This window comes from Aidingimonas halophila (assembly GCF_900106955.1).
Classification (GTDB): Bacteria; Pseudomonadota; Gammaproteobacteria; order Pseudomonadales; family Halomonadaceae; genus Aidingimonas; species Aidingimonas halophila.
The window spans coordinates 60,667-83,995 of record NZ_FNNI01000004.1 but is presented as its reverse complement, the minus strand read 5'-3'; the positions used below and the strand labels follow the sequence as shown (position 1 = coordinate 83,995).

Genomic DNA, 23,329 nt, shown 5'->3' with positions numbered 1-23,329 from the left:
CCCCGTGATAAGTTGTCGTCACCAGGCGGTATAACCGCCGTCGATGCGAAGATCGGCGCCATTGATCATGGCCGCCTCATCGGCGGCCAGGTACTGAATGGCGGCCACGATCTCATCGGGATCGGCGAAGCGGCGGGTGGGAATCAGGCCGCGCATGCGCTCGCCCTTCTCGCCTGCCCAGCCATAGCGTCCCAGTTCGGTGTCGACGACGGTCGGTGACACGGCATTGACGGTAATACCTCGCGGCCCCCACTCCAGGGCCAGGGTTCGCGTCAGGCCCAGCACACCGGACTTGCTGGTGCAGTAAGCCAGATGTCCCTCGAGACCGACACTGGCCGCCTGGGAGGCAAGGTTGATGATCCGGCCGCTGCCTTGATCCAGCATGCGCCGGCCGGCTGCGCGACTGTAGAGAAACACCCCGCGCAGATTGACCGCCTGAGTCGCATCCCAGAGATCGCTGGACATCGACTCGGCGGCTTCCAGTGGCCCGATCCCGGCATTATTGACCAGGATGTCGAGGCGTCCGAAGCGCTGGTCGATCTCCTCGAACAACGACTCGCAGGCGGCCTCATCGGTGACATCCGCCACAGCCCCCATGTGTGCTTGACCCAGCGACCTCGCCAGCTCGACGACGGCATCACTGCGGTCGACCAGCACCAGGGAGGCGCCGCACTCGGCAAAGCGCGTTGCCATCGCTTTGCCGATACCGTTCGCCGCCCCGGTGATCAACACTACCCGATGGCTGAAATCGAAACGGATATTGCTCATGACTCGACTCTCCTGGTATCCGAGGCTGACTGGGGAAAACAGGCCTGGGCGTAGGTGGCCAGCGTTTCGCCGATACGATGGCGTACCAGCGACCGGGGGGCGTCGGCCAGTTCGCCGGCGCGGATGGCCGCATACTGATTGGGCAGATACTGACTGATCAGCGTCGGGGGAATCGGTCGCGTTTCCAGCCCCTGGAACAGCCGTTCCAATTCCTCGGCTATCTCGGAGCGGGTCCAGTAGTAACGGATTCGATCACTCAGGCTGAAATGACGGGCAAACTGCTGCTCGGCGTCACTGCCATGATAATAGGCCTGCCAGTATCGCGGATCGGCGGTCATGGTCCGCTCCAGCGTCGTACGCAGATCGACCGTCTCGATGCCGGGCGCTTCTCGGGCAATGGCGTCGAGTGCGTACAACGCCTCGCGCATGGCGAAGGTCAAGGCCGGGCCGACCTTGAGGATAGCGAAGTGGCCTGCGACCAGCGCACGATAGGCGGCTGGGGTCTGATAATCGGTCGAATGGGCCTCGAATACCAGGTTCGGCCAGCCCGTGATGGCGTCACTCAGTTCGGCCGCTGCCTCCGGCACGAAATCGACCACCTCGGTGTGTCCGAACTCCACGCCCGGCTGCACCACCACGGCACGAACCCGCGACCAGGCCGCCGAGAGGCCGCTAGCGGCGAAGATCCGATGGTGCGTCTCCAGCGTGGTGCGCAGATCCGCGGTCGATGTCACTTCCACTGTGTCGAGATGCTCCTGGGCCCCTCCCGGCGTCGGCACTTCCGTACCGATCACGTAACGCAATCGTGACCGCCGATCACCGGCCGCCGTTTCCGCCGCCTGACAGAGCAGGGCGGCCCGCTCGGCAACGACGCGGTCATCCAGCGCCACCGGGTCATCGGCGCAGGCCATGCTGGCATCCAGGTGGAGTTTCTCGAAGCCGGCTTGCGCATAGGCGGCCACCATGGCTTCCGCGTTGGCCATCGCCTGATCGGCGGGCAGATGCTGCCAGGGAGAAGGCCCCAGATGATCGCCTCCCAAAACGAGCCGGGCTATCTCGAACCCGCGCTGCTGGGCTATCGCCAGGACCGCCTGACGAAAGTCTTCCGGTGTCTGGCCGGTGTACCCCCCGTCCTGGTTCACCTGGTTACAGGTCGCCTCGACCAGCAGTGGCGAGTCATCCCTCACGGCCCGATCGAAGGCCGCTTCCAGCACCAGCGGGTGCGCCGAACACACCGAGTAAATACCGCGCAGAGCGCCCTGCCGATTGGCGTCGACAATGGTATCGAGAATGGAATCGCTCATTGGCCGCCTCCTGCAGAAGCCAACCGAGGTTCAAGCTGCGACAAGTCGCTGCAGCCTTCCATCGGTCCGACGCACGTCACGGCATGGGCACCAGCGGCATTGGCCAATGCGAGTGACCGTTCCAGCGACTTGCCCTGCGCCAGCGAAGCGACGAGCGCCCCGCCGAAACAGTCCCCGGCACCGGTCGGGTCGACCTCTTCGACGGTCAACCCCGCTACCGTCAATGTCTGGTTGTCACTGAAAGCGCGACACCCCTGTGCCGCCTGCTTGAGCACGACCAGCGACATGGGATGGGCAGCCATCAGGCGCTGGATCGTCATCTCCATGGTTTCGCCCTGCTCACGCAGCCAATCGATATCCGCATCGCTGGGCAGGAAAATGTCGCATTCAGCGAGCATATTCAGAATCGCCGCTTTTACAGGTTCGCTGGCGACGAGCTCCGGACGGATATTGGGATCGAAACTGATCCGCCCGCCATTGGCCTTCACGGCACCCACCAGGCGTCGGACGATATCGATGGCTTCCGGCGAGGAGAGGGACGACCCCATGACATGGAAGAAGCGGCTAGCGGCCAGATGCTTCAGCCGCTCCGGCGACAAGGCCTGCTGGCCCACGGCACTATGCGCAATGTTGTAAATGAAATGGCGACTGCCATCATCATGATAGGTCACGAAGGCCGTGCCCGTCGGACGCTGCGCATCACGCTGCACGGCCTCGACATCGATACCGTCGCCGCGTAGCCGATCGAGGATCATGTCACCGAATCCGTCATGGCCGACGCAACCGGCATAGGCCACATTCGCTCCCATGCGTGCCGCTTGCGACGCAAAAATCGCCGGCGCACCACTCGGGAAAGGACCGCGAAAATCGCCGGTCTCGTCGAAACGCTGGTTGCGCTTCACAGCAATGAATTCAGCGAGCAACTCGCCACTCGTTGCAATATCGAACATGATCAATTCATCCAGTTGCCACCATCGACATTCAGCGTTTGCGCGACGACATAGTCGCTGTCACTGGATGCCAGGAATACCGCTGCACCGGCGTGATCTTCCGGCAATCCCATACGACCGTAAGGGACGGCTTCACCCACCAGACGTTTCTTCTCGCCGAGGGGACGTCCCTCGTAACGTGCGAACAGCGCATCGACGTCTTCCCACATCGGTGTATCGACCACGCCAGGCGAAATACCATTGACGTTGATACCGTGCTTGATGAGTGCCAGACCGCAGGATTGCGTCAGGCTGATGACTGCCGCTTTGGTCGCGCAATACATGCTGACCAGCGGCTCACCGCGTCGACCCGCCTGTGATGCCATATTGATGATCTTGCCGCCCTTGCCACGGTCGACCATGGACTGAGCCACCGCCTGCAAGGTAAAGAACAACCCTTTGACGTTGACATTGAACTGCTTGTCGTAGCTCGCCTCGGTAACTTCCAGCACTGGCGCCATATCGAAGACGGCGGCATTGTTGACCAGGATATCGATACCGCCGCACTGATCCGTGACCGTCCTGATCATGGTAGCGACGGAATCCCGGTCACAGACATCGAGTGTGACACCCAGCACGCGGCCACTCGCATTCGCTTCACTATTGAGTTGCGCGACTGCCGAATCGATGGATGACGTATCGATATCGGCAACGACCACACACGCCCCTTCATGTAGATAGCGTTGGGCGATTGCCAACCCGATACCTCTGGCACCACCGGTGATAACGGCCACCTTGTCCTGTAATCTCATTCTGTCGTCCTCGTATTGGCATTGTCGGATACGGCGCTCTGTCGCCACAGAGCCAGCAGGTCATCCAGTTCATTCATGCGAGTCATTAGCCGCCAGGCGCCGGCATCGAGCAGAGACCGATCATGGCCCGGTTCGATATGACTCGCCCCAAGGAAACCGATCACCGTCATGCCGGCCGCACGGGCAGCGGTCACTCCCGAGACGCTATCCTCGATCACCAGGCAATCCGACGGCTCGCACGTCAGACGCTGTGCCGCCAACATATAGACGCCTGGATCGGGCTTCGGGAATTCGACCTCCTCAGCGGTGAACAGCGGGACATCATCAAGCCACTCGGCGAGCCCGGTGGTCTCCAATGAGGCTCGAACCCGGCGTCGGCTACTGTTCGAGACGATCGCCACCGGCAGAGAAAGACGCGCCAGATGATCGGCCACACCGGGAATGGCGCAGAGTTCACGCGCCAGCCGAACCTCGATGGCCGCATCGATCCGGTCCAGGGCGTCACTCGGTAGTGTGTAGCGACTGCGTTGCTCGAGGTGTGCCAGGATCGCCGACGTCGTCATGCCCAGCGCCTGTCGCAATTCCTGCTCTGGATGAAGGTCCGGGAGCCACTGCCCCAGGCGTTCCATGAGCACCCCCTCGGCGAGGCACTCGCTGTCGACCAGGACACCGTCACAGTCGAAAATCAAGGTTTCCATGGCAGGCTCCGAGATCATGAGTGACGCGACTCGCCATTGGAAGATGCCTTGTTGTCCAGTCGCTGTATCTCGGTCAGCGGATGGCGATGCAGACTGGTCAGCGCCGTCCCCTCCTGACCGAAGAGATGGGCCCGGTGCGATTCGAAGCCGAAACGCACCCTTTCATGTACCCGGTGAGTCACTTCACCGTCAGCCACCAGCGTCAGCAAGTCGTCTTGCGTCTGGATATGTAGTGACGTCATTCCTCCCAAGCGTTCGATGACCTGTATCTCGCCTTCGAGAACGCCGTTGTCGTCGAGCACCAGGTGCTCGGGACGCACCCCCAGGGTCAGGGTATGGCCCGGTTGTTGAGTCGCTCCATCCACCGGCACGCTGCATTCGCCGCCGGCAGGCAGCCGAACCCTGACCCCCGACGCATCACTGGCGACAGCCTCGACAGACAGGAAATTCATCTTCGGTGATCCGATGAAGCCGGCCACGAAGCGGTTCCGGGGATGGTGATAGAGCTCCATGGGCGAGCCGATCTGCTCGACGATGCCGTCCTGCAGCACGACGATCTTGTCGGCCATCGTCATGGCCTCGATCTGATCGTGGGTCACATAGATCATGGTGGCATCGAGTTCGTCGTGCAGACGCGCCAACTCGACGCGCATCTTGACGCGCAGGGCGGCATCCAGATTGGACAGCGGCTCGTCGAACAGGAAGATACCGGGATTGCGCACGATCGCACGTCCGATTGCCACGCGTTGACGTTGTCCACCCGATAATGCCTTGGGCTTGCGATCCAGCAAGGGTTCCAACTGCAGGATGCGTGCAGCTTCCTCGACCTTCTTGCGCCGTTCCTCCTTGGGCACCTTGGCCAAGCGCAAGCTGAAGCCCATGTTGTCCTCGACGGTCATGTGCGGATACAGCGCGTAGCTCTGGAAGACCATGGCCAGATCGCGATCGGCCGGCCCGACGTCGTTGACCCGCTTGCCATCGATCAGGATATCGCCGGACGACGCACTTTCCAGCCCGGCAATCATGCGCAGCAGCGTCGACTTGCCGCAGCCGGAGGGACCGACGAAAACGACGAATTCACGGTCGTTCACTTCGAGATCGACGCCCTGGATCACGCGGGTATCGTCGAACTCCTTGATGACATTCTTGAGTTCTAGTGTTGCCATGGGGGAATCCTTATTTGACGGCACCGAAGGTGAGACCACGAACCATCTGTTTCTGGGTCATCCAACCGAAGATCAGGATCGGCGCGATGGCCATGGTCGAGGCGGCCGACAGCTTGGCCCAGAACAGCCCTTCGGGGCTCGAGAACGAGGCGATGTAGGCAGTCAATGGAGCGGCCTTGGAGGCGGTGAGGTTGAGACTCCAGAAAGCTTCGTTCCAGCTCAAGATGATCGAGAGCAGTCCTGTCGAGGCAATGCCTGGCATGCTCAGTGGCAACAGTAATAGCGTCACTTCCTGGAAGGTGTTGGCACCATCCATGCGTCCCGCTTCGAGAATGTCGCGCGGCAGGTCCTTGAAAAAGGTATAGAGCATCCACACCACGATCGGCAGGTTCATCATGGTATAGACGATGGTCAGCCCGGTGCGGGTATCCAGCAGCCCCAGGTCACGCGACAGCAGGTAGATGGGCATCAACACGCCAACCGGCGGCAGCATCTTGGTCGAAAGCATCCACAACAGCGTTGCCTTGGTCCGCTTGGTCGGCAGGAATGCCATGGCATAGGCGGAAGGGATGGCGATCAGCAATGCCAGCAGTGTCGACGCCAGGGAGATGGTGATGCTATTGAAGGCGTGCTTGGGATAATCGGCGCGCCCTTGTACCTCGACATAGCTCTCCAGGGTCGGGGTAAAGAACAGGCTTGGCGAAGCAATGGCATCGGCCTCGGTCTTGAAGCCTGTCAACACCATCCACAGGATCGGGAAGAAGATGATCAGCGCAATCACCCAAGCCAGCACTCCCACCCAGGGTCGTTTGGTTTGAACGGCACTCATGATGATTCTCCCCGGTTACTCTTCCAGATTTCGGGCGACAAGGCGCACCAGGAAGATGGCCACGATATTGGCGAGGATGATGGCAACGACGCCACCCGCCGACGCCATGCCGACATCGAAATCCAGCAAGGCCTGAATGTAGATCAAGAACGCCAGGTTGGTGGTCGCCAGCCCCGGACCGCCGGAGGTCGTCACGTAGATCTCGGCAAACAGCGTCAACAGGAAGATCATCTCGATCATGATCACGACACTGATCGCTCGTTTCAGGTGCGGCAGGGTGATGAAACGGAAGATGTCCACCGGTCCGGCACCATCCATGCGGGCGGCTTCCACCTGGTCTTCATCCAGCGACTGGATCGCCGTCAACAGAATCAACAGGGCGAATGGCAACCACTGCCAGGACACGATGATCACGACCGAGGTCATCGGCACCCAGGAGAACCAGTCAATGGCGGGTAACCCGACGGATTCCGTCAACCAGGCCAGAACGCCATTATCGGGATGCATCATCAGGTTCTTCCAGATCAAGGCACTGACGGTCGGCATGACGAAGAAGGGCGAAATCGCCAGCACCCGGGCGATACCTCGCCCCTTGAACTCCTGCTGGAAGAGAACCGCCAACAGAGTCCCGCCCCCCACGGAGATCACGAGGATCCAACCGACCATCAACAGCGTATTGCCCATCGCACGCCACAGTGAGGGATCGGTGAACAAGTACTCGTAGTTTTCCAACCCGACGAAACTCGGCTCGCCCGGCATCAACAAGTTGTAATGCTGAAACGAGAACCACAGGGTCATACCCAGGGGGATCAGCATCCACAGCAATAGTAGCGTTACGGCAGGTGCTTGAAGCGATAAGCTACGCAGCCCTCCGACCGTTCGCCCGGAAGCTCGTTTAGGCATAGGTCACCTATTGGAGTGTCGGAATCGGGAAGGGTCAGAGGCCGGACTGGCCCGACCTCTGACGGGACGTCAACTCAATCCAGATAGCCGGCACGTTCCATGTCACGCTCGACCGACCGCTGAACAGCGTTCAGGGCATCCTCGACCGAACGGTCACCGGTCAACGCGGCGGCGATCTGCTGCCCCACCTGCGTGCCGATGGACTGGAACTCGGGAATCCCCACGAACTGCACACCCAGATAGGGATTGGGCTCGAGCGTGGAGTCGGTGGGATCCGCTTCCCGGATGGCATTCAGCACGAAGTCGGCGAACGGCGCGGCTTCCTGATACTTCTCGTTCGCGTAGGTTGATTCGCGCGTCCCCGGCGGCACGCTGGTCCAGCCCTCCTCTTCGCCGACCAGTTCGACGTACTCCTGAGACGTGGCCCAAGTAATGAAGGTCTTGGCGGCTTCCTTGGATTCGGAGGTTGCCGGGATGGCCAATGCCCAGGACCAGAGCCAATGCGAGCCTTTCGGCGTCTCGGCAACCGGCGCCGGCGCGAAACCAAGGTCATCAGCGACACTGGATTCGTCGGGGTTGTAGATGCGACCTGCCGCCGAGGTGGCATCCACCCACATGGCGCACTTGCCGCTGGAGAACAATGCCTGGTTCTCATTGAAGCCATTGGAACTGGCTCCCGGCGGACCGTACTCACCCAGTAGTTCGACATAGAACTCGATGGCGGTCTGCCACTCTTCGGAATTCAGCTCGGGATTCCAGTCTTCATCGAACCAGCGTCCACCGAACGTATTGACCAGCGTGGAGACGAACGCCATGTTCTCGCCCCAGCCCGGTTTACCGCGCAGGCAGATACCAGCCAGGTCGTTGTCCGGATCATGCAGTTGTTCCGCCCAATCGCGAACCTCGCTCCAGGTCGGCTGATCGGGCATCTCGATGCCGTGCTCCTCGAACAGGTCGGTTCGGTAATACATCATCGAACTTTCGGCATAGAAGGGCAGTGCCTGTAGCACACCGTCATGACTCAACCCATCGCGTACCGGCTTGATCAGATCATCGACCTGATAGTCTTCAGGTAGATCGTCCAGGGGTTCGAGCCATCCCCGTTCCCCCCACATCGGCGCTTCATAGGTACCGATGGTCATGACGTCGAACTGACCGCCCTCGGTGGCGATGTCATTGGTGACGCGCTGGCGAAGCACATTCTCTTCCAGCACGACCCAGTCCAATTCGATATCCGGGTGCTCTTCTTCGAAGCGATCGGACAATTCCTGCATGATCACCATGTCGTTATTGTTGACGGTCGCAATGGTGATTGTCTCGGCACTGGCATAAGCGGAGGTCAAGGCGGCGATCCCCGCGGCGGGAATAGCGTAGGCTAGCTTCATGACGTGCTCCTTTCGGGCGTTTAGCCGTGTTGTTGTCGCCATAATCGTGTGAATTGTTGTCGTGAATTCGTCACTCAAACCTGATCAATTTACTCATCGATCGATCAAATGATCGGACAGACCCACAAAAAAAGCAAAGCCTGCTGACTTATACTTTAGGTGGATCAGGTGGTTCGCCGATTGCCATCGGTTCAGGGACCATCGATCCCCGTTTCGACGATATAGCGCGCAGCATGCTCATCGGTCACCAACCCTTTGAGCCAGCCTCCTCGCAACGAGGCCAGGATCGCCGGGCCTTTGTCACGACCGCCGGCCAGCCCGATCAGCGTCTGGCCCTTGAGCATGTCCAGCGGCAGGCTCGTGACCCGCCGGGAGGTCGAGCAGTCGATCAGTTCGCCGGCCTGATTCATCGGCCACCCCAGCAGTTCCCCGACGGCCTCGAGTTCCAGCAGTTCCTCGAGTTCCGCTTCGCTGATGAAGTGATCCTGGAAAAGGGTGGCATGACGATCGACCCGGCCGATCCCGATGAATCCTGCTTCCGCCTGTTTGGCCACGTCGGCGACAGCCTGAATCAGCCGTTGACTGAGCAGTGCATGTTTTTCATCCACGGACCCCGCGACCACCGGCGCCGGCAGCAGAAAACGATCGCCCCCGGTCTTGTCGGCGAGTACCATCACCCCATCGAAACGGTTGGATGAGCCATCACGTGCCATATTGCCAACCAGCGACACGAAGCGATGTTGAGGTCGTTCAACGCGGCTTAATGCTTCGACAGTGGCACGGACCGATCGCCCGGTGCCCAGTGACATCGTCAAGGGATCGTTTCGGTCGATATAACGCGACAGACGCTCGGCTCCCGCGACCGCCAGATAATGAGACGCACTGTCCGCCGCCTGGGCATCGGCCGGCACGACATCGCAGAATTCCAGACCGAATGCTTTGGTGATGGCATCCGACATCACCATGCAATTCGACAGTGGGTGGTCGATATGCACCTTGACCAGTCCCTCCTGACGCGCCAGCGCCAGCAAACGCTGGACACCGGGGCGCGACACCCCGAGCTGACTGGCAATCTCGTCCTGCGTGCGCCCTCCCACATAGGAAAGCCAGGCCGCACGAGCCGCTTGATCGAGTTTAAGGTCGAACTTGTCCATGTCGGCTACCTTGCTGTTGGAACGGACATACGACTGATCATCGCAAGACAGGCAGCGATCGACAACGGCCCGTTTCGATCCCGATACTGAACGCAGGACGACTTCTGCCATCCAAGGCCAAACACATATCACTATGCGAGCTGTCATGAACGATCACCAACGCGATTCTCGTAACAATCCAGCCTGGCAGGCTGCCCAACGGTGGCGGGAACGGGCCAGGCAATCACGTCCGCAAGGCGAAATCAGCGGTGTGCGCCTGATCCTCACTTGGCTTCTGTTCGGTGTCGTGATGATCATCGGCACGCTGCTGGGCCTGGTTTTTCTGCTGATCGGCTGGGCCATGCTGCCGTTCCTCCGCTATCGAATGAAAAAGCGCATGGAACGGATGCGCGCCGATCAGGCAAGCAATATCGATGGTAACGCCTCAGGCCCTGAGTCACATGACGCGTCCTCGACCCAGCATGATGTGCTGGATGGACAATATGAAGTGAAGGATAGCGAGAAGCGCTGACTGTTGCCGACGACCGCCAGGCGTTGACGAGGGGTGTGACGGTCCAATGGCACCCCCTGCATGCCCTCCTATACTCCAGGGAGAATCATAAGAATCTCCTGTTCGAAAGGGCAAAGGGAGGCCAGTTCATGTCCTATCCGCTTGCACGGAGACGTCACGCACGTCGGCCGTGCCGTCGCTTATCCATTGTGGTTTGGTTCTGGACTGTGATCGGCTTGTCCTCTCCCTTGGCGCATGCCGAAACTCTGCGCGTTGGCGTTCTGCAATTCGGCACAGTGAGTTGGGAATTGGAGGCGGTCGAACACCATGGGCTACTCGATGAAACGGTCAATCTCGAGATCGTCCCTCTCGCGTCCGAGAACGCACTAGCCGTCGCTCTGCAAGGTGATCGTGTCGACCTGATCGTCTCTGACTGGCTATGGGTGGCTCGTCAGCGTCAATCCGGTCATCCCTATCAGTTTGCGCCCTTCTCGCTATCGGTCGGTGCCGTCATGGTCGACCCCGACACTGATATCGACTCGCTGGCAGACCTGCGCGGCCATTCCCTCGGCATTGCCGGCGGTGCCAATGACAAGACCTGGCTGGTACTGCGCGCTTACGCCCGGGAAGCCGCTGGCATGATTCTCGAGGAAGAGGTCGAACCGACCTACGCCGCACCGCCCATGATCAATGCCTTGATGCTGGATGGCGACCTCCCGGCAGCGATCAATTTCTGGCACTACAATGCCCGTCTCCAGGCGCAGGGTATGCAGCCACTGCTGACACTCGGCGCCATGCTGGACGAACTGGGCATCGACACCATTCCCCCGTTGCTGGGCTGGGTGTTCGACGGCGAGTGGGCCGAGCAGAATCGAGAGACCCTCCAAACCTTCCTGGCAGCTACCTATGAGGCCAAACAGTTGCTAGCGGAATCGGATGACGCCTGGGAGCCGCTGCGTCCACGGGTCAAGCCCGACGACGATGCCATGTTCGACGCCATCAAGGCGGGTTATCGCGCCGGCATCCCCCGACGCTATGGTGAAGACGAGATCGAAGCGGCGGCGCAGTTGTTCGAGATTCTGGCGCGGGAGGGGGGAAGCGACGTCACCGGTGAGGCGGACCGCCTCGATACAAGCCTCTTCTGGGATGGCTTTCGCCTGCCATGACGATGCCATCCTGGTTGGTACGTACCCTCTCATTGCTGGGGCTCATATGTCTTTGGGCCTTGATCGCGATGTGGGTCGATTCCACACGCCTGCCACCGCCACAACTGGTTCTGGCCAGTGCCTGGCAGCACAGCATCAGTGGCGAATTGCCCTACCATCTGTCGATCACATTGGGACGCGTCCTGATCAGCTTTCTGGTGGCCATGGCATTGGGGACGGCCATCGGCATCGCCATGGGCCGCTATCGGCGCCTCGATATCGCACTGGATGGTGCCTTGATCCTGGGGCTCAACATTCCGGCCCTGGTCACGATCATTCTGTGCTACATCTGGTTCGGTCTCACGGATGTTGCGGCTATCACCGCGGTCGCGATCAATAAGATACCCACGGTCGTGGTTACGGTGCGCGAGGGCGCACGGGCCGTCGACACCAAGCTGCTGGCCGTCGCGCACGCCTATCGGTTATCTCCCATGACGACACTGCTCAAGGTTTATCTGCCTCAGCTCTATCCCTATTTGATGGCAGCCGCCCGCGGTGGGCTGGCTCTGATCTGGAAGATCGTACTGGTGGTGGAGCTGCTGGGTCGCAGCAACGGTATCGGCTTTCAGCTGCATTCGTATTACCAGTTTTTCGACATCACCAGCATCCTGGCCTACACGCTCGCCTTTGCCGGCGTCATTCTATTGATCGAATCGCTGCTCATGCGGCCCATGGAACGTCGGCTGACGAGGTGGCGGGAATGAAGCAGCTGGACGTCGATATCCACGCGAAGCGGTTCGGTGATCATACCGTGCTCCGCGAGCTACGTTTCAGCGCGGCCCCGGGTGAATTCATAGCCCTGGTCGGCCCGTCCGGCGCCGGCAAGAGCACCTTGCTTCACTTGATTGCCGGCCTGGACAACCAATTCACCGGTAGCATTCACTGGAATGGGCAGCCACTCTATCAGGGCAACCAAGGAGTGGAACGTCTAGGCATGATGTTCCAGGAGCCGCGCCTGATGCCGTGGCTGAGCTGTCTGGACAACATTCGTCTGGTTCAGCCGAACCGGGACACCGACAAGGCCGTTACCCTGCTGCGGGACGTCGGGCTCGGCGACTTCCTCAATGCCTGGCCCAATCAACTTTCCGGCGGCATGCAGCGTCGCCTGGCGTTGGCCAGAGCCTTCGTGGTCGCTCCCCAGCTGTTGCTCATGGATGAGCCTTTTGTCTCACTGGACATGCCGACGGGCGATCGCCTGCGTGACTCGTTGCAGTCACTCTGGCAACGCCACAAGCCGCTGGTGCTGTTCGTGACCCATGACCTGCGCGAAGCCCTTTCACTGGCTGACCGCATCCTGTTCCTGTCGGCCTCGCCCGGCCATATCATCCTCGATTTCAAGGTGTCACTGGCACGACCACGTCGGCGTGAGGATCCCGCTGTCACTGCCTTGCAGGAGCAATTGGACAAGCGCTACCCATCGCTGCTTTCCGGTCGCCTCCAGCACGAGTGATGTCATACCAGAAGGGGATGGCAAAACCAGGGGAAGTGCCATACGTTGAAGTCATGAAACGCCACTCATAACAAGGGGGAAACATGGACCCGAAACCAACAACGACAACACGCCAGACCCTGATCAAAGCGCTACTTTGCATCGGCCTTTTGGGTATCGTCACGTCTCCGGTACAGGCACATGAAGATGCGCATGACTATCCCACCGAGGCGAGAGTCGACTATGTGATCGGTTGCATGGCAGCCAATGGCGAAGACTACCTGACCATGCAGAAATGCTCGTGCAGCATCGACACGATTGCCGAGATGGTCCCCTATAGCGAGTACGAAGAAGTCGAAACGATCATGAGCATGCACGACAAACGCGGCGAACTCGGCGTACTGTTTCGCAGCGAGCACGGAATGGAAGAACAGCTGGACGAATTCCGCAACGCCCAGACGGAAGCCGACCTGCAATGCTTCTGAGGTCTTTCACCTGGATCATGACTGGACTGTTATGGGTTACGGTATCCACACCGTCCATGGCCGACTCGAGGGATCATCGTCAGGGAGAGCGCCTGTTTCGTGACCAGTGCAGCGGCTGCCACTCCCTGGATCCAGGTGTGCATCGGGCCGGTCCCAGTCTCGATGGCTTGATCGGCCGGCCGGCTGGCGACCTGGACGACTTCGATTACTCCCAGGCCATGCAAGATGCGGAACATACCTGGACAACCGAGACGCTGGACGCTTTCCTGGCCGATCCGGACACTTTCGTTCCCGGGACTGCCATGGTGTTCTGGGGACTCGACGAGACGCAGCGTGACCAGGTGATTCACTACCTGGAATCCGCAACCGCAGAGTAATGTCGTGTCGTCATTCGCCGCCTTTGCGCGCCAGCATCCCACGCGATGGATCATACCCCCAGATCGCCATGGTCAGCAGGACAAGGGTCGTGACGATGGCGATCGTCGAGGCAGTCATGTTGAATTGCTCATAAAGGGCGAAACGGATCGTTTCCACCGCATAAGTGAACGGATTGAACGAAGCGATCTGATACACCAGATAGCTTCCCTCCCGAATGCGCCACAATGGATAGAGTGCCGACGACAGGAAGAACATCGGGAAGATCACGAAATTCATGATGCCGGCGAAATTCTCCAGCTGTCGCACGAAGGTCGACAAGAGCAATCCCAGAGCTCCCACCATGAAGCCGGTCACCAGCAAGGCCGGCAGGATATATACATACCCCGTCAGTGGCGCCTGGACACCATAAACGTAGGCGATCAGCAAAAAGACATAGACCTGGACCATGGATACCAGTGTGCTGGCCAGCAGTTTGCAGATCAGCAAGTACCAGCGCGGAAAAGGACTCACCAGCAACACGCGCATGCTGCCCATTTCCCGATCGTAGACCATCGACAGCGAACTCTGCATCCCATTGAAGAGCTGAATCATGCCCACCAGACCGGGCACGATATACACTTCGTAGCGAATGTAGGTCTCGTAGGGCTCGATCATGGCGACACCGAGCGCCATGCGAAAGCCCGCCGCAAAGACGAACAGCCACACCAACGGCCTGACCAGTGCGGCAATGAACCGGCTGCGTTGATGCACGAACCGCAACAACTCACGAGTGACCACCCCGCGCAGACAGTGCCAGTAGGCACCTCCTCTCATGGTGTCGTCTCCTTGCCGACCAGCCGATCGAATGCGGCACCGATGGTTTCGCTCCCTTGGGCGGCGACGATATCGGCGACATGACCATCCGCCTTCACTCTGCCTTGATCCAGCACCACGACACGATCATCCGCATAGACTTCATCGATCAGATGAGTGGCCCAGAGCACGGCCACCCCCTGGGAGGCGCATAACTCGTGAACGTGGGATACCAGCGCACGGCGCGATGCCATATCCAGGCCCACCGTAGGTTCGTCCAGCAATAACAACCTTGGGTGATGCAACAGCCCGCGTGCAATTTCCACACGACGTCGCTGACCACCGGATAGCTGCCTGACCCGACGTTGCAGGCTATCCTGCATGCCCATCCGCCCTAGCTGTTCCATGGCACGCTCGTACGCCATGCGTCGCGTCATGCCATGCAGCGCCCCGTGATACAACAGGTTCTGCTTGACCGTCAGATCAAGATCAAGAGTGGGCTGTTGGAATACCACGCCCATGCAGGCATGGGCGTGTGTGGCTTGGCGATGCAGATCATGACCTTCCACGGCAATATGGCCGTGGCGGGTATCATAGAGCCGGGTGACCAGTGAGAAAAGTGTCGTCTTGCCGGCGCCATTGAGGCCAAGCAAGACAACGAACTCACCGACAGCAATACGCAGATCGACCTCCTGCAAGGCAGGAGCGCCGCCATAGGAAAAACTCAGATCACGAACGTCGAGTGCCGGCGTTCGTGGTGTCTCATCACTCACCGCCATCACGGCTCGACCACGACCCCCCAGGGGAAACGCCCCACCGGGATCGACTTGATCGCCTCGAAACCGTCGACCTCGATCACGGTGACATCGCCGCTGACGCCATTGGTGGTAAACAACCGGCTCTCGTCTCCGTTGAGCGCCAGATGCCAGACACGCTGCCCGACCAGGATATAGTCGAGTACTTCATACGTTTCCTGATCGACCACGGCAACCCGGTTGGAAGGGCCCAAGGCAACGAACGCATAGCGACCGTCGGAGGTCATCTCGACACCCACGGCCTGTACCGTTTCCCGGGGAACGCCTTGAACATCGAAGCGGATAGTGTGCTTGATATTGAAGTTGTCGTCCCTGTCGAGCACTGACACCGTCCCGGCGATTTCCCCGGACACCCAGACTTCGCTGTCATCGTGATTGAACTCGGCATGACGCGGACGGGCCCCGACCAGTCGGTGATAGACGGCTTCCTGCTCGTCCAGATCGACGATATGCGCCATGTTGGACGTTTCGGTCGTCGCCACCAGCCATTTGCCATCCGAACTCACCCCGATACCCTCGGGTTCGATACCGACGGGAATCTCCCCGACGCGGCGCCGCTCCTCGTAATCGAGAATCGACACGATATTGTCGTCCTCGTTCGAGACATAGATATAAGGACGCTTGGGATCGACACGAATCACTTCCGGATCCTCCCCGGACGATTGGGTTCGCACCACCTCCAGCGTCTCCAGGTCGACCATGTCGATGGCCTCGTCATCCCCGACGGCCACGAACAGTTCCGTGCCGTCGTTGTTGAAGACCATGGCTCGGGGACGCCGCCCGACATCGATGGTTTCCACGACCTCCAGCGATTCCCCGTCGATGACCGAGACGGTATTGTCCTTTTCATTGGATACGAAGATGCGTTCGGCATGCGCCGTCATCGGCAGGAGCAGCAAGGCTCCCAGCACTGCCATCAGGCCAGTTGTCAGAAATCGCATTGGCTTTCCCCCTCGTCAGCACCCAGCGAATCAAGCATCGTGCGCGGATGCAGATATCCTTCCTGCGGCGACACTGATGCCACCGCGCGCGGCCCGGTCACCAGAATCGGCTGGCGCAACTGCTGATTCCAGGTACGGTAACTCACCGGATAGCCCAGATACCCTGCCAACTCGAACTCCTCACCGAGCATGTACTCCAGCACCTCATCGCGTTCGACGGAGCCAATGCGTGCCGTTGATTCACCGAGTGAGCGCACCGCCAACCAGGCGCCGAAGTCACGCGGCGTCATCCAGCGCCCGGCCTGATCTTCGAAACGCCGCTGCAGTTGAACCGCACCCCAGGATTCATGCGCGCGATGCCAGGCCGTAACGGTCAGTCCCTGGGTTCCGGCCACAGGGCGGGGGAGCGCAGTCTGATACGGGAAATATTCACCGAAGTAATCCGTCTCGTCGGCCACCACCAGCACATCATGCGTCTCCAGGTCCTGCAGGAAGTCGGGCACCTCACGCTGGATGGCATGGAAACCGCCTTCGGCGCGACGCGCCATGGGCTCATGGGGCCACATCTTTTCATCCACGACATCATGACCGAAACGCTCCGCGGACTCCCGGAATGCCTGCAAGAGATGCTCATCCTCTTCAGTATTGCCGTAGACCAACGCCCAGTCGGTCCACTCCTTGTATCCCAGGTATTGCGCCAGCGCATCGGCAAGCATGCGGCGGCTGGGGGTGGTGTGAAACAGGTTGGGCCGGCAGGCGTCTCCACGCAGTGCATCATCCGGGGCGGCAGCGTTGAAGACGATGCGCTCGCCCAGCGCCTCACTCTCCATGACGGTTTCCAGTTGCTCCCGAGGCAAGCCACTCACGACCCACTCCGCGCCGGCTTCGGCGAGATCTTCGAGTCCTGCTTCGACATCCCCGTCACGGGCCACGATCGACTCGACAAGCTGGAACTCCTGCCCGATGAACTGGCCTGACGCATTGTTGTCCTCAATGGCCAGCCTGGCGCCTTCCAGGCCTTCATTCTCGGGAATCGGCTCGATGACCGACACCGGCTCTCGGTCCGGATCACGCTCCAGGCCCAGGTACCCGATCGTGATGGTTTCGGTATCATCATCAGTGGCGTCGTCCTGCGCGAATACCGGCCCGGTAACGAACACCCCGGCCGCGATCGTGGCACTCAGCCACCGGGTCATGGTCGATATCCACCGGCACTGCCGTGCATTGCAAAGCGTCAGCATCGTTCTTGTCATGTTTGACTCCTGCGTCACCTGGCTTACATGGCGTTGCGAATGATTCGGACCATGCGTCCGAGATCCTCCTCCAACAGATACGGCTTTTCGCACATGGAGGGCAACGCCTGCTGGCGCTTCTGGAATATCCGTTGCTCCATTTGCAACTCCTTTTCCAGGCGCTGGATTTCCGCCTGATTGCTCTCCTCCGACGACCGGGCCTCTTCCAGACGATCGACGACGTCCGAAACCCGTTCCAGTCGCTCCACCTGCCCCCGGGCGGCACCGCGAATCCGCTCGATGACGCGACTGCGTTCACTGTCGATGCGATCGAACAGCCCTGCAAACAGCAGCGTCAGTCGCTCATCGCGATCCTCATCATCAGCCACGGAGTCGACGAACTCCTGCACGCGAGCCAGTGCCTCGTCGCTATCCGTTTTACGATCCGTGGCAAAACGGACAACCTGGCCGACGTCGTCGTCGTCCCACCAATCCTGCTCCAGGTCATCCAGCGAGGGACCGGTCCAGAGAGAGCCCCAGGAGAGTTCGGGCACCAGGCGCTGGACACATGGCCAATCCGGCGGCCCTTTGGCTGCACTTTGTGCCTGGGCCTGGGAAATACCGGTAAGTGACAGAGCACCCGCGAGCACCAGGACCAGGCCGCTATCGCGCCAGTTCATCACGACTCCTCCTCGCTCGAGGTTTCCCGCGGCTGGATGAGACGGCCATTCCCGTCAACCAACGGTACATCGTACTCGAACAGGATGGCATTGATGTCTGCCTGGTGTTCTTCAATGAAGTCGTTCAGCCAGTCTCGCCATTGCGGTTCGCCACGTCGTACGCCCATGGTGATGCGATAGTCCAGTTGTGTCCCCGAGTCGTCATCGACAAGCGGGATCACCTTGAGCGGCGGATCCTGACGCGCAGCGTAATAACCAGCCAACGGGCCCCAGATGACGGCTCCCTCGGTCACTCCGTCGGCGACATCATTGATGGCATCCTGGACCGGGGTCCGCACGCGCGTATCGACCTGCAATGGATAGTCCTCGATATCCGCGTCGACGCGTCGCAATACAGTCATCGGCGGCGTTTCCGAAATCACGCCAATACGACGGCCTTCCAACGCCGGGTCATCCAGACTGGACACATCAATGTCGGAATCCTCGGGAACGACCAGCGAATAGACGGAACGGTAGTAGTCGATCGTGTTCTGGACGAATTCATAACCGGCCGGCGCACCGATCATGACATCGCAGATCCTGGCATCCAGCGTATTGCGCACGAAGCCCATGACCTGAGGGGCATACACATAACTGAGTGGTACATCCATCTCATCGGCGATCATCTTGGCGATGCGATTCTCGAATCCCTCTCCATCCTCGTTGGAGAACGGAAGGTTGTTACCATCGGCACAGACCCGCAAGTGCTGGCGGTTCTGCAGTTCGGGGGTCTGCGCTGGCGCCGTGGCGGAGGACAGTGACAACACCAGTGCCACCCCCACCCCCATGGCCCAACGAAGGCGGCTATCCGTATCGATTACCTGCCTCATGGGGATTACTCCTCTGACCCGTTGTCGCTCTCTTCCTCCTCCTTGTTCTTGTCGTCGCCTTGTTCTTCACCAATGACATCGGGCCGTCCGCGCCCCAGGTCGCCTTCCGCCCGTGCCGTCAGATAACGATAAATGTTGTTGACGTTATTCATGACATATTCGTCATCGGCAAAAGAGGGCATGACCTGGCCTGGCTGGATTTCCTGGCCATTGGCGACGGTCGCGGCAAACTCGCCCAAGGTACGGCTTTGGGATATATCCATCAGACTGGGCGCAAAGGACGAACCAAGCCCATCCGGGCCATGACAGGACTGGCAGACTCGCGTATACGCTTCATAACCATCGAAGGTGGCTTGATCGACCTTGCCGTCCTCTACGGTATAGTCGGTTATGTCGTCGTCGTCCTCCCCCGCCACAACCGATGACGCAGCGAACATCAGCCCGGTGAACACGAAGCTCCATACCAGCCACCGAACACCTGAATACCCGGCGCCCCTCATCTTGGTCAAACTTGCCTTGGTCGAGAACATGCGGCGTGCCCTTATATTGACTCGTGGGATTCACGCGACTCGCCGACAGCGGATGCCGGCGAGCCCATTGATTGGAAATCGGAACAAGCAGTGGATGCCACTCATGACGCCATCCCTGGCGAAAACCGACGTTACTGTCGCGACATGATAGCGATCCATCGATATGTCGAGTGATCAGGCATCGGGGAGTGTGAATACTGTCAGCACACCACCCAACTCCGTGTAATCCTCGAGCGCCGAGAAGGCACCGACAGCCCCCAGGCCTTCCTCGGGATCTTCCAGACCCGCAGCGAGACCGATACCGGCCCAGCCACCGACCCCGGAGAGGACAGCGATATACTGCTTGCCTTCATGCTGGAAGGTATTGACGTTGCCGATGATCCCGGACGGTGTCTTGAAGCTCCACAGCTCTTCACCGGTCTCGATGTCGACGGCCTTCAGGTGTCCCTCGAGCGTGCCATAGAAGGCGAGATCTCCGGCCGTGGCCAGTGCGCCGCTCCAGACCGCGAAGCGCTCGTCGACCTCCCAGACCTTTTCACCCTTGACGGGGTCCCAGGCGATGAAGCTGCCCATGCGGCCTTCCATGCCGTTCTCATCCTGCAGCGGGGCCGGCTTCATGTTCAGTGTGGCACCGACATAAGGCTGACCGGCGGTATAATCGACCTCATAGGGCTCATAGTCCATGCAGATCCGGTTGATCCCGGCATAGATCAGGCCAGTTTCAGGTGAATAGGCACTGGGCTGCATGTTCTTCGCGCCCATGGCTGTCGGGCAGATGTCGGTCGTGTTGACATCCACACCCTGCCGCCAGGTGCTGTACTCTTCATTGACGTTGGGACGACCGGTCTCCATGTCGTAGCTATCCGCCCAGTTGGTCTCCTCGGCGAACTTCTCTGCCACCAGCAGCTCCCCATTCTCGCGGTCGAGCAGGAAACCGAAGCCGGTACGATCGATGATGGCCAGCCCTTTGCGCTGCTCGCCATCGATCTCGACATCGATCAACTGGTTCTCGTTGACACCGTCATAGTCCCACTCATCAAAGGGTACTTTCTGATAGACCCACTTGGCTTCCCCCGTATCCGGATCCCGGGCGAAGACGGTGATCGCCCACTTGTTATCGGCGGGCTCGCCGTCGACTGTGCGCTGATCCGGATTCCAGGTACCGGGGTTACCCGTGCCGTAGTAGATCAGGTCGAGTTCCGGATCGTAAGTCACCCAACCCCAGGGTGCACCACCACCGCGTTCCCATTCCTCATCGGGCCAAGTGGTTTCGCCCAGATCCTCCTCGCCGACAGGTTCCCCCATCATCAGAGTTTCTTCCGGATCGAGCTTCACGTCTTCATCCGGTCCGTTGGAGTAGGCACGCCACTCCCGTTCACCGGTTTCGACGTTATAGGCCGTCAGGTGCCCTCGAACACCGAATTCGCCGCCACTGATGCCCATGATGACCTTGTCACCCACGACCAGCGGCGACATGGTGTTGGATTCCCCCTTGGTGTGATCACCGTTCTCGGCTTCCCAGAGGACCTCCCCATCCTCGGAGTCGAGCGCCACCAGCGTGTTGTCAGCCTGACCGATGAACAGCCGTCCATCGGCGTAGGCCAGCCCCCGGTTGACGGTGTCACAGCACATGACCGGGATCACGCGTGAATCCTGGTCCGGTTCATAGCTCCAGACCACGCGCCCATTGTCCTCAAGGTCCAAGGCAAACACCTTGTTGGGGAACGGGGTGTGGATATAGAGCTTACCGTCACCGACATACAGCGGACCGCCCTCATGACCGCGCAGCACCCCAGTGGAAAATTGCCACTGCGCACTCAATTCATCGACGTTGTCACGGTTGATCTGGTCGAGCTTGCTGAAACGATTGCCCTGATAGTTACCCAGCTGAGTCGACCAGTATTCCGGGTTTTCTTGTAGCTCGAGCAAATTTTCATTGGCATGAGCCTGAGCGGATACGGCCAACCCGATAGCCGCTATGGCATAGCTGAATTCCCGAAGCATGGCGTTTATCTCCAATGCACTTGTGCTGGTGTTGGCCGCTGGAGGCGACCTTTCCAGCAATCAGTTTTTGTGTCGTTTTGACTGCACATTAGAAGGTCTAGCACAAGTTGAAACATTGACAGGGGGGAACCGGCCAATTCTGCCGAAGTAACAAGGTCAAAAGACTTTTGCTGTGTGGTACATAATCACCATCAGCTACCACACATGACTCAACAAAAAATCTCAATTCACTGATTTTATTGAACTTGAATCATGACCCACTGGACGGCAAACAACCTATTGCAACGCCGCCGAACTTATACTAAGACTTAGGTAGTAAGGTAGATCTGCAGAGGACTGCTTTACTGAAACGGGTATCAAAGCAACCACGTCATGACAGGAGATCGTATATGTGGACCAAGCCGGCTTATACCGATCTGCGTTTGGGCTTCGAAGTGACTCTCTATATCGCCAACCGTTGATCGAGATATACCCATAGGGGCGCTCCATTTCAGGGGCGCCCCGTTTTTTGGCCGCTATCCCGGCCGATATAGCGAGAGAGTCGATATGCATGTACTGGTACTGGGGTCGGCAGCTGGCGGCGGTTTCCCACAATGGAACTGCCATTGCCAATATTGCCAGGGCGTTAGAACCGGCAGCGTCACCGCCTGCGAAAGGACACAATCCTCCATTGCCGTGAGCACTGACGGCAGCCGCTGGTTGCTATGCAATGCCTCTCCCGATGTGCGTGCCCAGATCAACGCCAATCCGCCCCTCCATCCACGCCGCGGCATCCGCGATACGGGTATTGTGGCCGTGCTGCTGGTCGATGCCCAGATCGATCATGTCACAGGGTTGTTGTCGCTGCGCGAGGGGTGTCCACTGGATGTCTGGTGTACCCCCAATGTGCATCAGGACTTGAGTACCGGTTTTCCCCTGTTCCCGATGCTCGACCATTGGCAGGGAGGGCTGCATTGGCGCCCCATCGATATCAATGACGAAAAGCGTCATGTATCTTTCGACATCGACTGTTGCCCCGAGCTGACCTTCACCGCTGTGGCAATCCATAGCAATGCGCCCCCTTACTCTCCCCGCCGAGGCGCTCCTTCACCTGGTGACAATATTGGTCTGTTCATCGAGGATTCCGACAGTGGCGGCTCGCTATTCTATGCCCCGGGCCTGGGGCGACCCGATGCGGAGCTGCGGGAATGGATGCGACGCGCCGACTGCGTGCTGGTCGACGGCACGCTCTGGCGGGATGATGAGATGCAGCGTCTTGGTGCCGGACAGTCCACCGGGGCCGACATGGGACACCTGGCCCTGTCGGGGGAATCAGGCCTGCTGACGGAACTGGATGCCCTGCCAGAGTCGACACGGCGCATTCTGATTCATATCAACAACACCAATCCGATCCTCGACGAGCACTCCGAAGAGCGTGCCATGCTAGACACGCGAGGGGTGGAAGTTGCCTACGATGGTATGTACTGGAAACTATAATCCCGTCGTTACCGTCATAATGAGAGCAGGACCATCGTGAACACGGGAGGCCAGC

26 protein-coding genes are annotated in these 23,329 nt (G+C 59.6%); 8 read left to right on the top strand and 18 right to left on the bottom strand.

Annotation, left to right across the window (positions count from 1 at the left end; all coding sequences use genetic code 11):
- Nucleotides 1-18: 18 nt before the first annotated feature.
- The 10 genes from BLW01_RS08640 to BLW01_RS08595 form a co-directional block, all read right to left on the bottom strand.
- Complete coding sequence (locus BLW01_RS08640) at nt 19-768, bottom strand: GolD/DthD family dehydrogenase (protein ID WP_092569110.1); 750 nt, start codon at nt 766-768, stop codon at nt 19-21.
- A complete protein-coding gene (locus tag BLW01_RS08635; RefSeq protein WP_092569109.1) occupies nt 765-2,072 on the bottom strand; it encodes a D-tagatose-bisphosphate aldolase, class II, non-catalytic subunit in 1,308 nt (435 codons plus the stop codon). The genes BLW01_RS08640 and BLW01_RS08635 overlap by 4 nt, the downstream gene beginning before the upstream one ends.
- Entirely contained in the window at nt 2,069-3,022 is a 954-nt protein-coding gene (locus BLW01_RS08630) for a sugar kinase (RefSeq protein WP_092569108.1), read from the bottom strand. Before BLW01_RS08630 ends, BLW01_RS08635 begins: the two co-directional genes overlap by 4 nt.
- Nucleotides 3,023-3,024: 2 nt before the next feature.
- Entirely contained in the window at nt 3,025-3,813 is a 789-nt protein-coding gene (locus tag BLW01_RS08625; RefSeq protein WP_092569107.1) for an L-iditol 2-dehydrogenase, read from the bottom strand.
- Nucleotides 3,810-4,511, bottom strand: coding sequence for an HAD family hydrolase (locus BLW01_RS08620; RefSeq protein ID WP_092569378.1), 702 nt, complete (start codon nt 4,509-4,511; stop codon nt 3,810-3,812). Before BLW01_RS08620 ends, BLW01_RS08625 begins: the two co-directional genes overlap by 4 nt.
- Before the next feature lie 14 nt (nt 4,512-4,525).
- On the bottom strand, nt 4,526-5,677 hold the full coding sequence (locus tag BLW01_RS08615) for an ABC transporter ATP-binding protein (protein WP_092569106.1): 1,152 nt from the start codon (nt 5,675-5,677) through the stop codon (nt 4,526-4,528).
- A 10-nt stretch (nt 5,678-5,687) separates the two neighbouring features.
- A complete protein-coding gene (locus BLW01_RS08610) occupies nt 5,688-6,506 on the bottom strand; it encodes a carbohydrate ABC transporter permease (RefSeq protein ID WP_092569105.1) in 819 nt (272 codons plus the stop codon).
- 15 nt (nt 6,507-6,521) lie between these two features.
- Nucleotides 6,522-7,409, bottom strand: coding sequence for a carbohydrate ABC transporter permease (locus BLW01_RS08605; protein WP_092569104.1), 888 nt, complete (start codon nt 7,407-7,409; stop codon nt 6,522-6,524).
- Nucleotides 7,410-7,483: 74 nt separating this feature from the next.
- Nucleotides 7,484-8,794, bottom strand: coding sequence for an ABC transporter substrate-binding protein (locus BLW01_RS08600; protein ID WP_092569103.1), 1,311 nt, complete (start codon nt 8,792-8,794; stop codon nt 7,484-7,486).
- A gap of 191 nt (nt 8,795-8,985) precedes the next feature.
- A complete protein-coding gene (locus BLW01_RS08595) occupies nt 8,986-9,948 on the bottom strand; it encodes a sugar-binding transcriptional regulator (protein ID WP_092569377.1) in 963 nt (320 codons plus the stop codon).
- Between the two features lie 145 nt (nt 9,949-10,093).
- Here BLW01_RS08595 and BLW01_RS08590 point away from each other — a divergent pair, with 145 nt between their 5' ends.
- The 6 genes from BLW01_RS08590 (at nt 10,094) to BLW01_RS08565 (ending at nt 13,934) form a co-directional block, all read left to right on the top strand.
- Entirely contained in the window at nt 10,094-10,459 is a 366-nt protein-coding gene (locus tag BLW01_RS08590; RefSeq protein ID WP_092569376.1) for a hypothetical protein, read from the top strand.
- Between the two features lie 128 nt (nt 10,460-10,587).
- Nucleotides 10,588-11,604 (top strand): ABC transporter substrate-binding protein, encoded by a 1,017-nt coding sequence (locus BLW01_RS08585; protein WP_139243924.1) that lies wholly within the window; start codon nt 10,588-10,590, stop codon nt 11,602-11,604.
- Nucleotides 11,601-12,347 carry an ABC transporter permease gene (locus tag BLW01_RS08580; protein ID WP_092569102.1) on the top strand — a complete coding sequence of 249 codons (747 nt, stop codon included), beginning with the start codon at nt 11,601-11,603 and terminating at the stop codon, nt 12,345-12,347. Before BLW01_RS08585 ends, BLW01_RS08580 begins: the two co-directional genes overlap by 4 nt.
- Nucleotides 12,344-13,093, top strand: a complete 750-nt coding sequence (locus BLW01_RS08575) for an ABC transporter ATP-binding protein (RefSeq protein ID WP_092569101.1) — start codon at nt 12,344-12,346, stop codon at nt 13,091-13,093. Before BLW01_RS08580 ends, BLW01_RS08575 begins: the two co-directional genes overlap by 4 nt.
- Before the next feature lie 83 nt (nt 13,094-13,176).
- Complete coding sequence (locus tag BLW01_RS08570; RefSeq protein ID WP_092569100.1) at nt 13,177-13,557, top strand: hypothetical protein; 381 nt, start codon at nt 13,177-13,179, stop codon at nt 13,555-13,557.
- Complete coding sequence (locus tag BLW01_RS08565) at nt 13,548-13,934, top strand: c-type cytochrome (RefSeq protein ID WP_092569099.1); 387 nt, start codon at nt 13,548-13,550, stop codon at nt 13,932-13,934. Before BLW01_RS08570 ends, BLW01_RS08565 begins: the two co-directional genes overlap by 10 nt.
- 10 nt (nt 13,935-13,944) lie before the next feature.
- On the opposite strand, the gene BLW01_RS08560 is transcribed toward BLW01_RS08565, so the two are convergent.
- From BLW01_RS08560 to BLW01_RS08525, 8 genes are all read right to left on the bottom strand, one after another.
- The gene (locus BLW01_RS08560; protein ID WP_092569098.1) at nt 13,945-14,748 is read right to left on the bottom strand and encodes an ABC transporter permease; all 804 of its coding nucleotides are present in this window, start codon (nt 14,746-14,748) and stop codon (nt 13,945-13,947) included.
- A complete protein-coding gene (locus BLW01_RS08555; protein WP_092569097.1) occupies nt 14,745-15,506 on the bottom strand; it encodes an ATP-binding cassette domain-containing protein in 762 nt (253 codons plus the stop codon). Before BLW01_RS08555 ends, BLW01_RS08560 begins: the two co-directional genes overlap by 4 nt.
- Nucleotides 15,506-16,483 (bottom strand): PQQ-dependent catabolism-associated beta-propeller protein, encoded by a 978-nt coding sequence (locus tag BLW01_RS08550; RefSeq protein ID WP_092569096.1) that lies wholly within the window; start codon nt 16,481-16,483, stop codon nt 15,506-15,508. The genes BLW01_RS08555 and BLW01_RS08550 overlap by 1 nt, the downstream gene beginning before the upstream one ends.
- Complete coding sequence (locus BLW01_RS08545; RefSeq protein WP_229806312.1) at nt 16,471-17,736, bottom strand: ABC transporter substrate-binding protein; 1,266 nt, start codon at nt 17,734-17,736, stop codon at nt 16,471-16,473. The genes BLW01_RS08550 and BLW01_RS08545 overlap by 13 nt, the downstream gene beginning before the upstream one ends.
- A gap of 23 nt (nt 17,737-17,759) precedes the next feature.
- Nucleotides 17,760-18,395 carry a hypothetical protein gene (locus BLW01_RS08540; protein ID WP_092569095.1) on the bottom strand — a complete coding sequence of 212 codons (636 nt, stop codon included), beginning with the start codon at nt 18,393-18,395 and terminating at the stop codon, nt 17,760-17,762.
- A complete protein-coding gene (locus BLW01_RS08535; RefSeq protein WP_092569094.1) occupies nt 18,395-19,264 on the bottom strand; it encodes a quinoprotein dehydrogenase-associated putative ABC transporter substrate-binding protein in 870 nt (289 codons plus the stop codon). Before BLW01_RS08535 ends, BLW01_RS08540 begins: the two co-directional genes overlap by 1 nt.
- A 5-nt stretch (nt 19,265-19,269) precedes the next feature.
- Entirely contained in the window at nt 19,270-19,794 is a 525-nt protein-coding gene (locus BLW01_RS08530; RefSeq protein ID WP_217635501.1) for a c-type cytochrome, read from the bottom strand.
- 174 nt (nt 19,795-19,968) lie between these two features.
- Nucleotides 19,969-21,798 carry a methanol/ethanol family PQQ-dependent dehydrogenase gene (locus tag BLW01_RS08525; RefSeq protein WP_092569093.1) on the bottom strand — a complete coding sequence of 610 codons (1,830 nt, stop codon included), beginning with the start codon at nt 21,796-21,798 and terminating at the stop codon, nt 19,969-19,971.
- 389 nt (nt 21,799-22,187) lie between these two features.
- On the opposite strand from BLW01_RS08525, the gene pqqA reads away from it, so the two are divergent.
- On the top strand, nt 22,188-22,259 hold the full coding sequence (gene pqqA / locus BLW01_RS08520; RefSeq protein WP_092569372.1) for a pyrroloquinoline quinone precursor peptide PqqA: 72 nt from the start codon (nt 22,188-22,190) through the stop codon (nt 22,257-22,259).
- Nucleotides 22,260-22,344: 85 nt separating this feature from the next.
- A complete protein-coding gene (gene pqqB / locus BLW01_RS08515) occupies nt 22,345-23,274 on the top strand; it encodes a pyrroloquinoline quinone biosynthesis protein PqqB (RefSeq protein WP_092569092.1) in 930 nt (309 codons plus the stop codon).
- Nucleotides 23,275-23,329 lie beyond the last annotated feature (55 nt).

Coding starts and splice junctions, on each gene's coding strand:
- BLW01_RS08585 (WP_139243924.1), top strand. CDS start 10,588: ATGTCCTATCCGCTTGCACGGAGACGTCACGCACGTCGGCCGTGCCGT.
- BLW01_RS08595 (WP_092569377.1), bottom strand. CDS start 9,948: ATGGACAAGTTCGACCTTAAACTCGATCAAGCGGCTCGTGCGGCCTGG.
- BLW01_RS08630 (WP_092569108.1), bottom strand. CDS start 3,022: ATGTTCGATATTGCAACGAGTGGCGAGTTGCTCGCTGAATTCATTGCT.
- BLW01_RS08575 (WP_092569101.1), top strand. CDS start 12,344: ATGAAGCAGCTGGACGTCGATATCCACGCGAAGCGGTTCGGTGATCAT.
- BLW01_RS08565 (WP_092569099.1), top strand. CDS start 13,548: ATGCTTCTGAGGTCTTTCACCTGGATCATGACTGGACTGTTATGGGTT.
- BLW01_RS08555 (WP_092569097.1), bottom strand. CDS start 15,506: ATGGCGGTGAGTGATGAGACACCACGAACGCCGGCACTCGACGTTCGT.
- BLW01_RS08635 (WP_092569109.1), bottom strand. CDS start 2,072: ATGAGCGATTCCATTCTCGATACCATTGTCGACGCCAATCGGCAGGGC.
- BLW01_RS08550 (WP_092569096.1), bottom strand. CDS start 16,483: ATGCGATTTCTGACAACTGGCCTGATGGCAGTGCTGGGAGCCTTGCTG.
- BLW01_RS08570 (WP_092569100.1), top strand. CDS start 13,177: ATGGACCCGAAACCAACAACGACAACACGCCAGACCCTGATCAAAGCG.
- BLW01_RS08530 (WP_217635501.1), bottom strand. CDS start 19,794: ATGTTCTCGACCAAGGCAAGTTTGACCAAGATGAGGGGCGCCGGGTAT.
- BLW01_RS08600 (WP_092569103.1), bottom strand. CDS start 8,794: ATGAAGCTAGCCTACGCTATTCCCGCCGCGGGGATCGCCGCCTTGACC.
- pqqB (WP_092569092.1), top strand. CDS start 22,345: ATGCATGTACTGGTACTGGGGTCGGCAGCTGGCGGCGGTTTCCCACAA.
- BLW01_RS08610 (WP_092569105.1), bottom strand. CDS start 6,506: ATGAGTGCCGTTCAAACCAAACGACCCTGGGTGGGAGTGCTGGCTTGG.
- BLW01_RS08540 (WP_092569095.1), bottom strand. CDS start 18,395: ATGAACTGGCGCGATAGCGGCCTGGTCCTGGTGCTCGCGGGTGCTCTG.
- BLW01_RS08525 (WP_092569093.1), bottom strand. CDS start 21,798: ATGCTTCGGGAATTCAGCTATGCCATAGCGGCTATCGGGTTGGCCGTA.
- BLW01_RS08620 (WP_092569378.1), bottom strand. CDS start 4,511: ATGGAAACCTTGATTTTCGACTGTGACGGTGTCCTGGTCGACAGCGAG.
- BLW01_RS08605 (WP_092569104.1), bottom strand. CDS start 7,409: ATGCCTAAACGAGCTTCCGGGCGAACGGTCGGAGGGCTGCGTAGCTTA.
- BLW01_RS08590 (WP_092569376.1), top strand. CDS start 10,094: ATGAACGATCACCAACGCGATTCTCGTAACAATCCAGCCTGGCAGGCT.
- BLW01_RS08560 (WP_092569098.1), bottom strand. CDS start 14,748: ATGAGAGGAGGTGCCTACTGGCACTGTCTGCGCGGGGTGGTCACTCGT.
- BLW01_RS08535 (WP_092569094.1), bottom strand. CDS start 19,264: ATGAGGCAGGTAATCGATACGGATAGCCGCCTTCGTTGGGCCATGGGG.
- BLW01_RS08640 (WP_092569110.1), bottom strand. CDS start 768: ATGAGCAATATCCGTTTCGATTTCAGCCATCGGGTAGTGTTGATCACC.
- BLW01_RS08615 (WP_092569106.1), bottom strand. CDS start 5,677: ATGGCAACACTAGAACTCAAGAATGTCATCAAGGAGTTCGACGATACC.
- BLW01_RS08625 (WP_092569107.1), bottom strand. CDS start 3,813: ATGAGATTACAGGACAAGGTGGCCGTTATCACCGGTGGTGCCAGAGGT.
- BLW01_RS08580 (WP_092569102.1), top strand. CDS start 11,601: ATGACGATGCCATCCTGGTTGGTACGTACCCTCTCATTGCTGGGGCTC.
- BLW01_RS08545 (WP_229806312.1), bottom strand. CDS start 17,736: ATGACAAGAACGATGCTGACGCTTTGCAATGCACGGCAGTGCCGGTGG.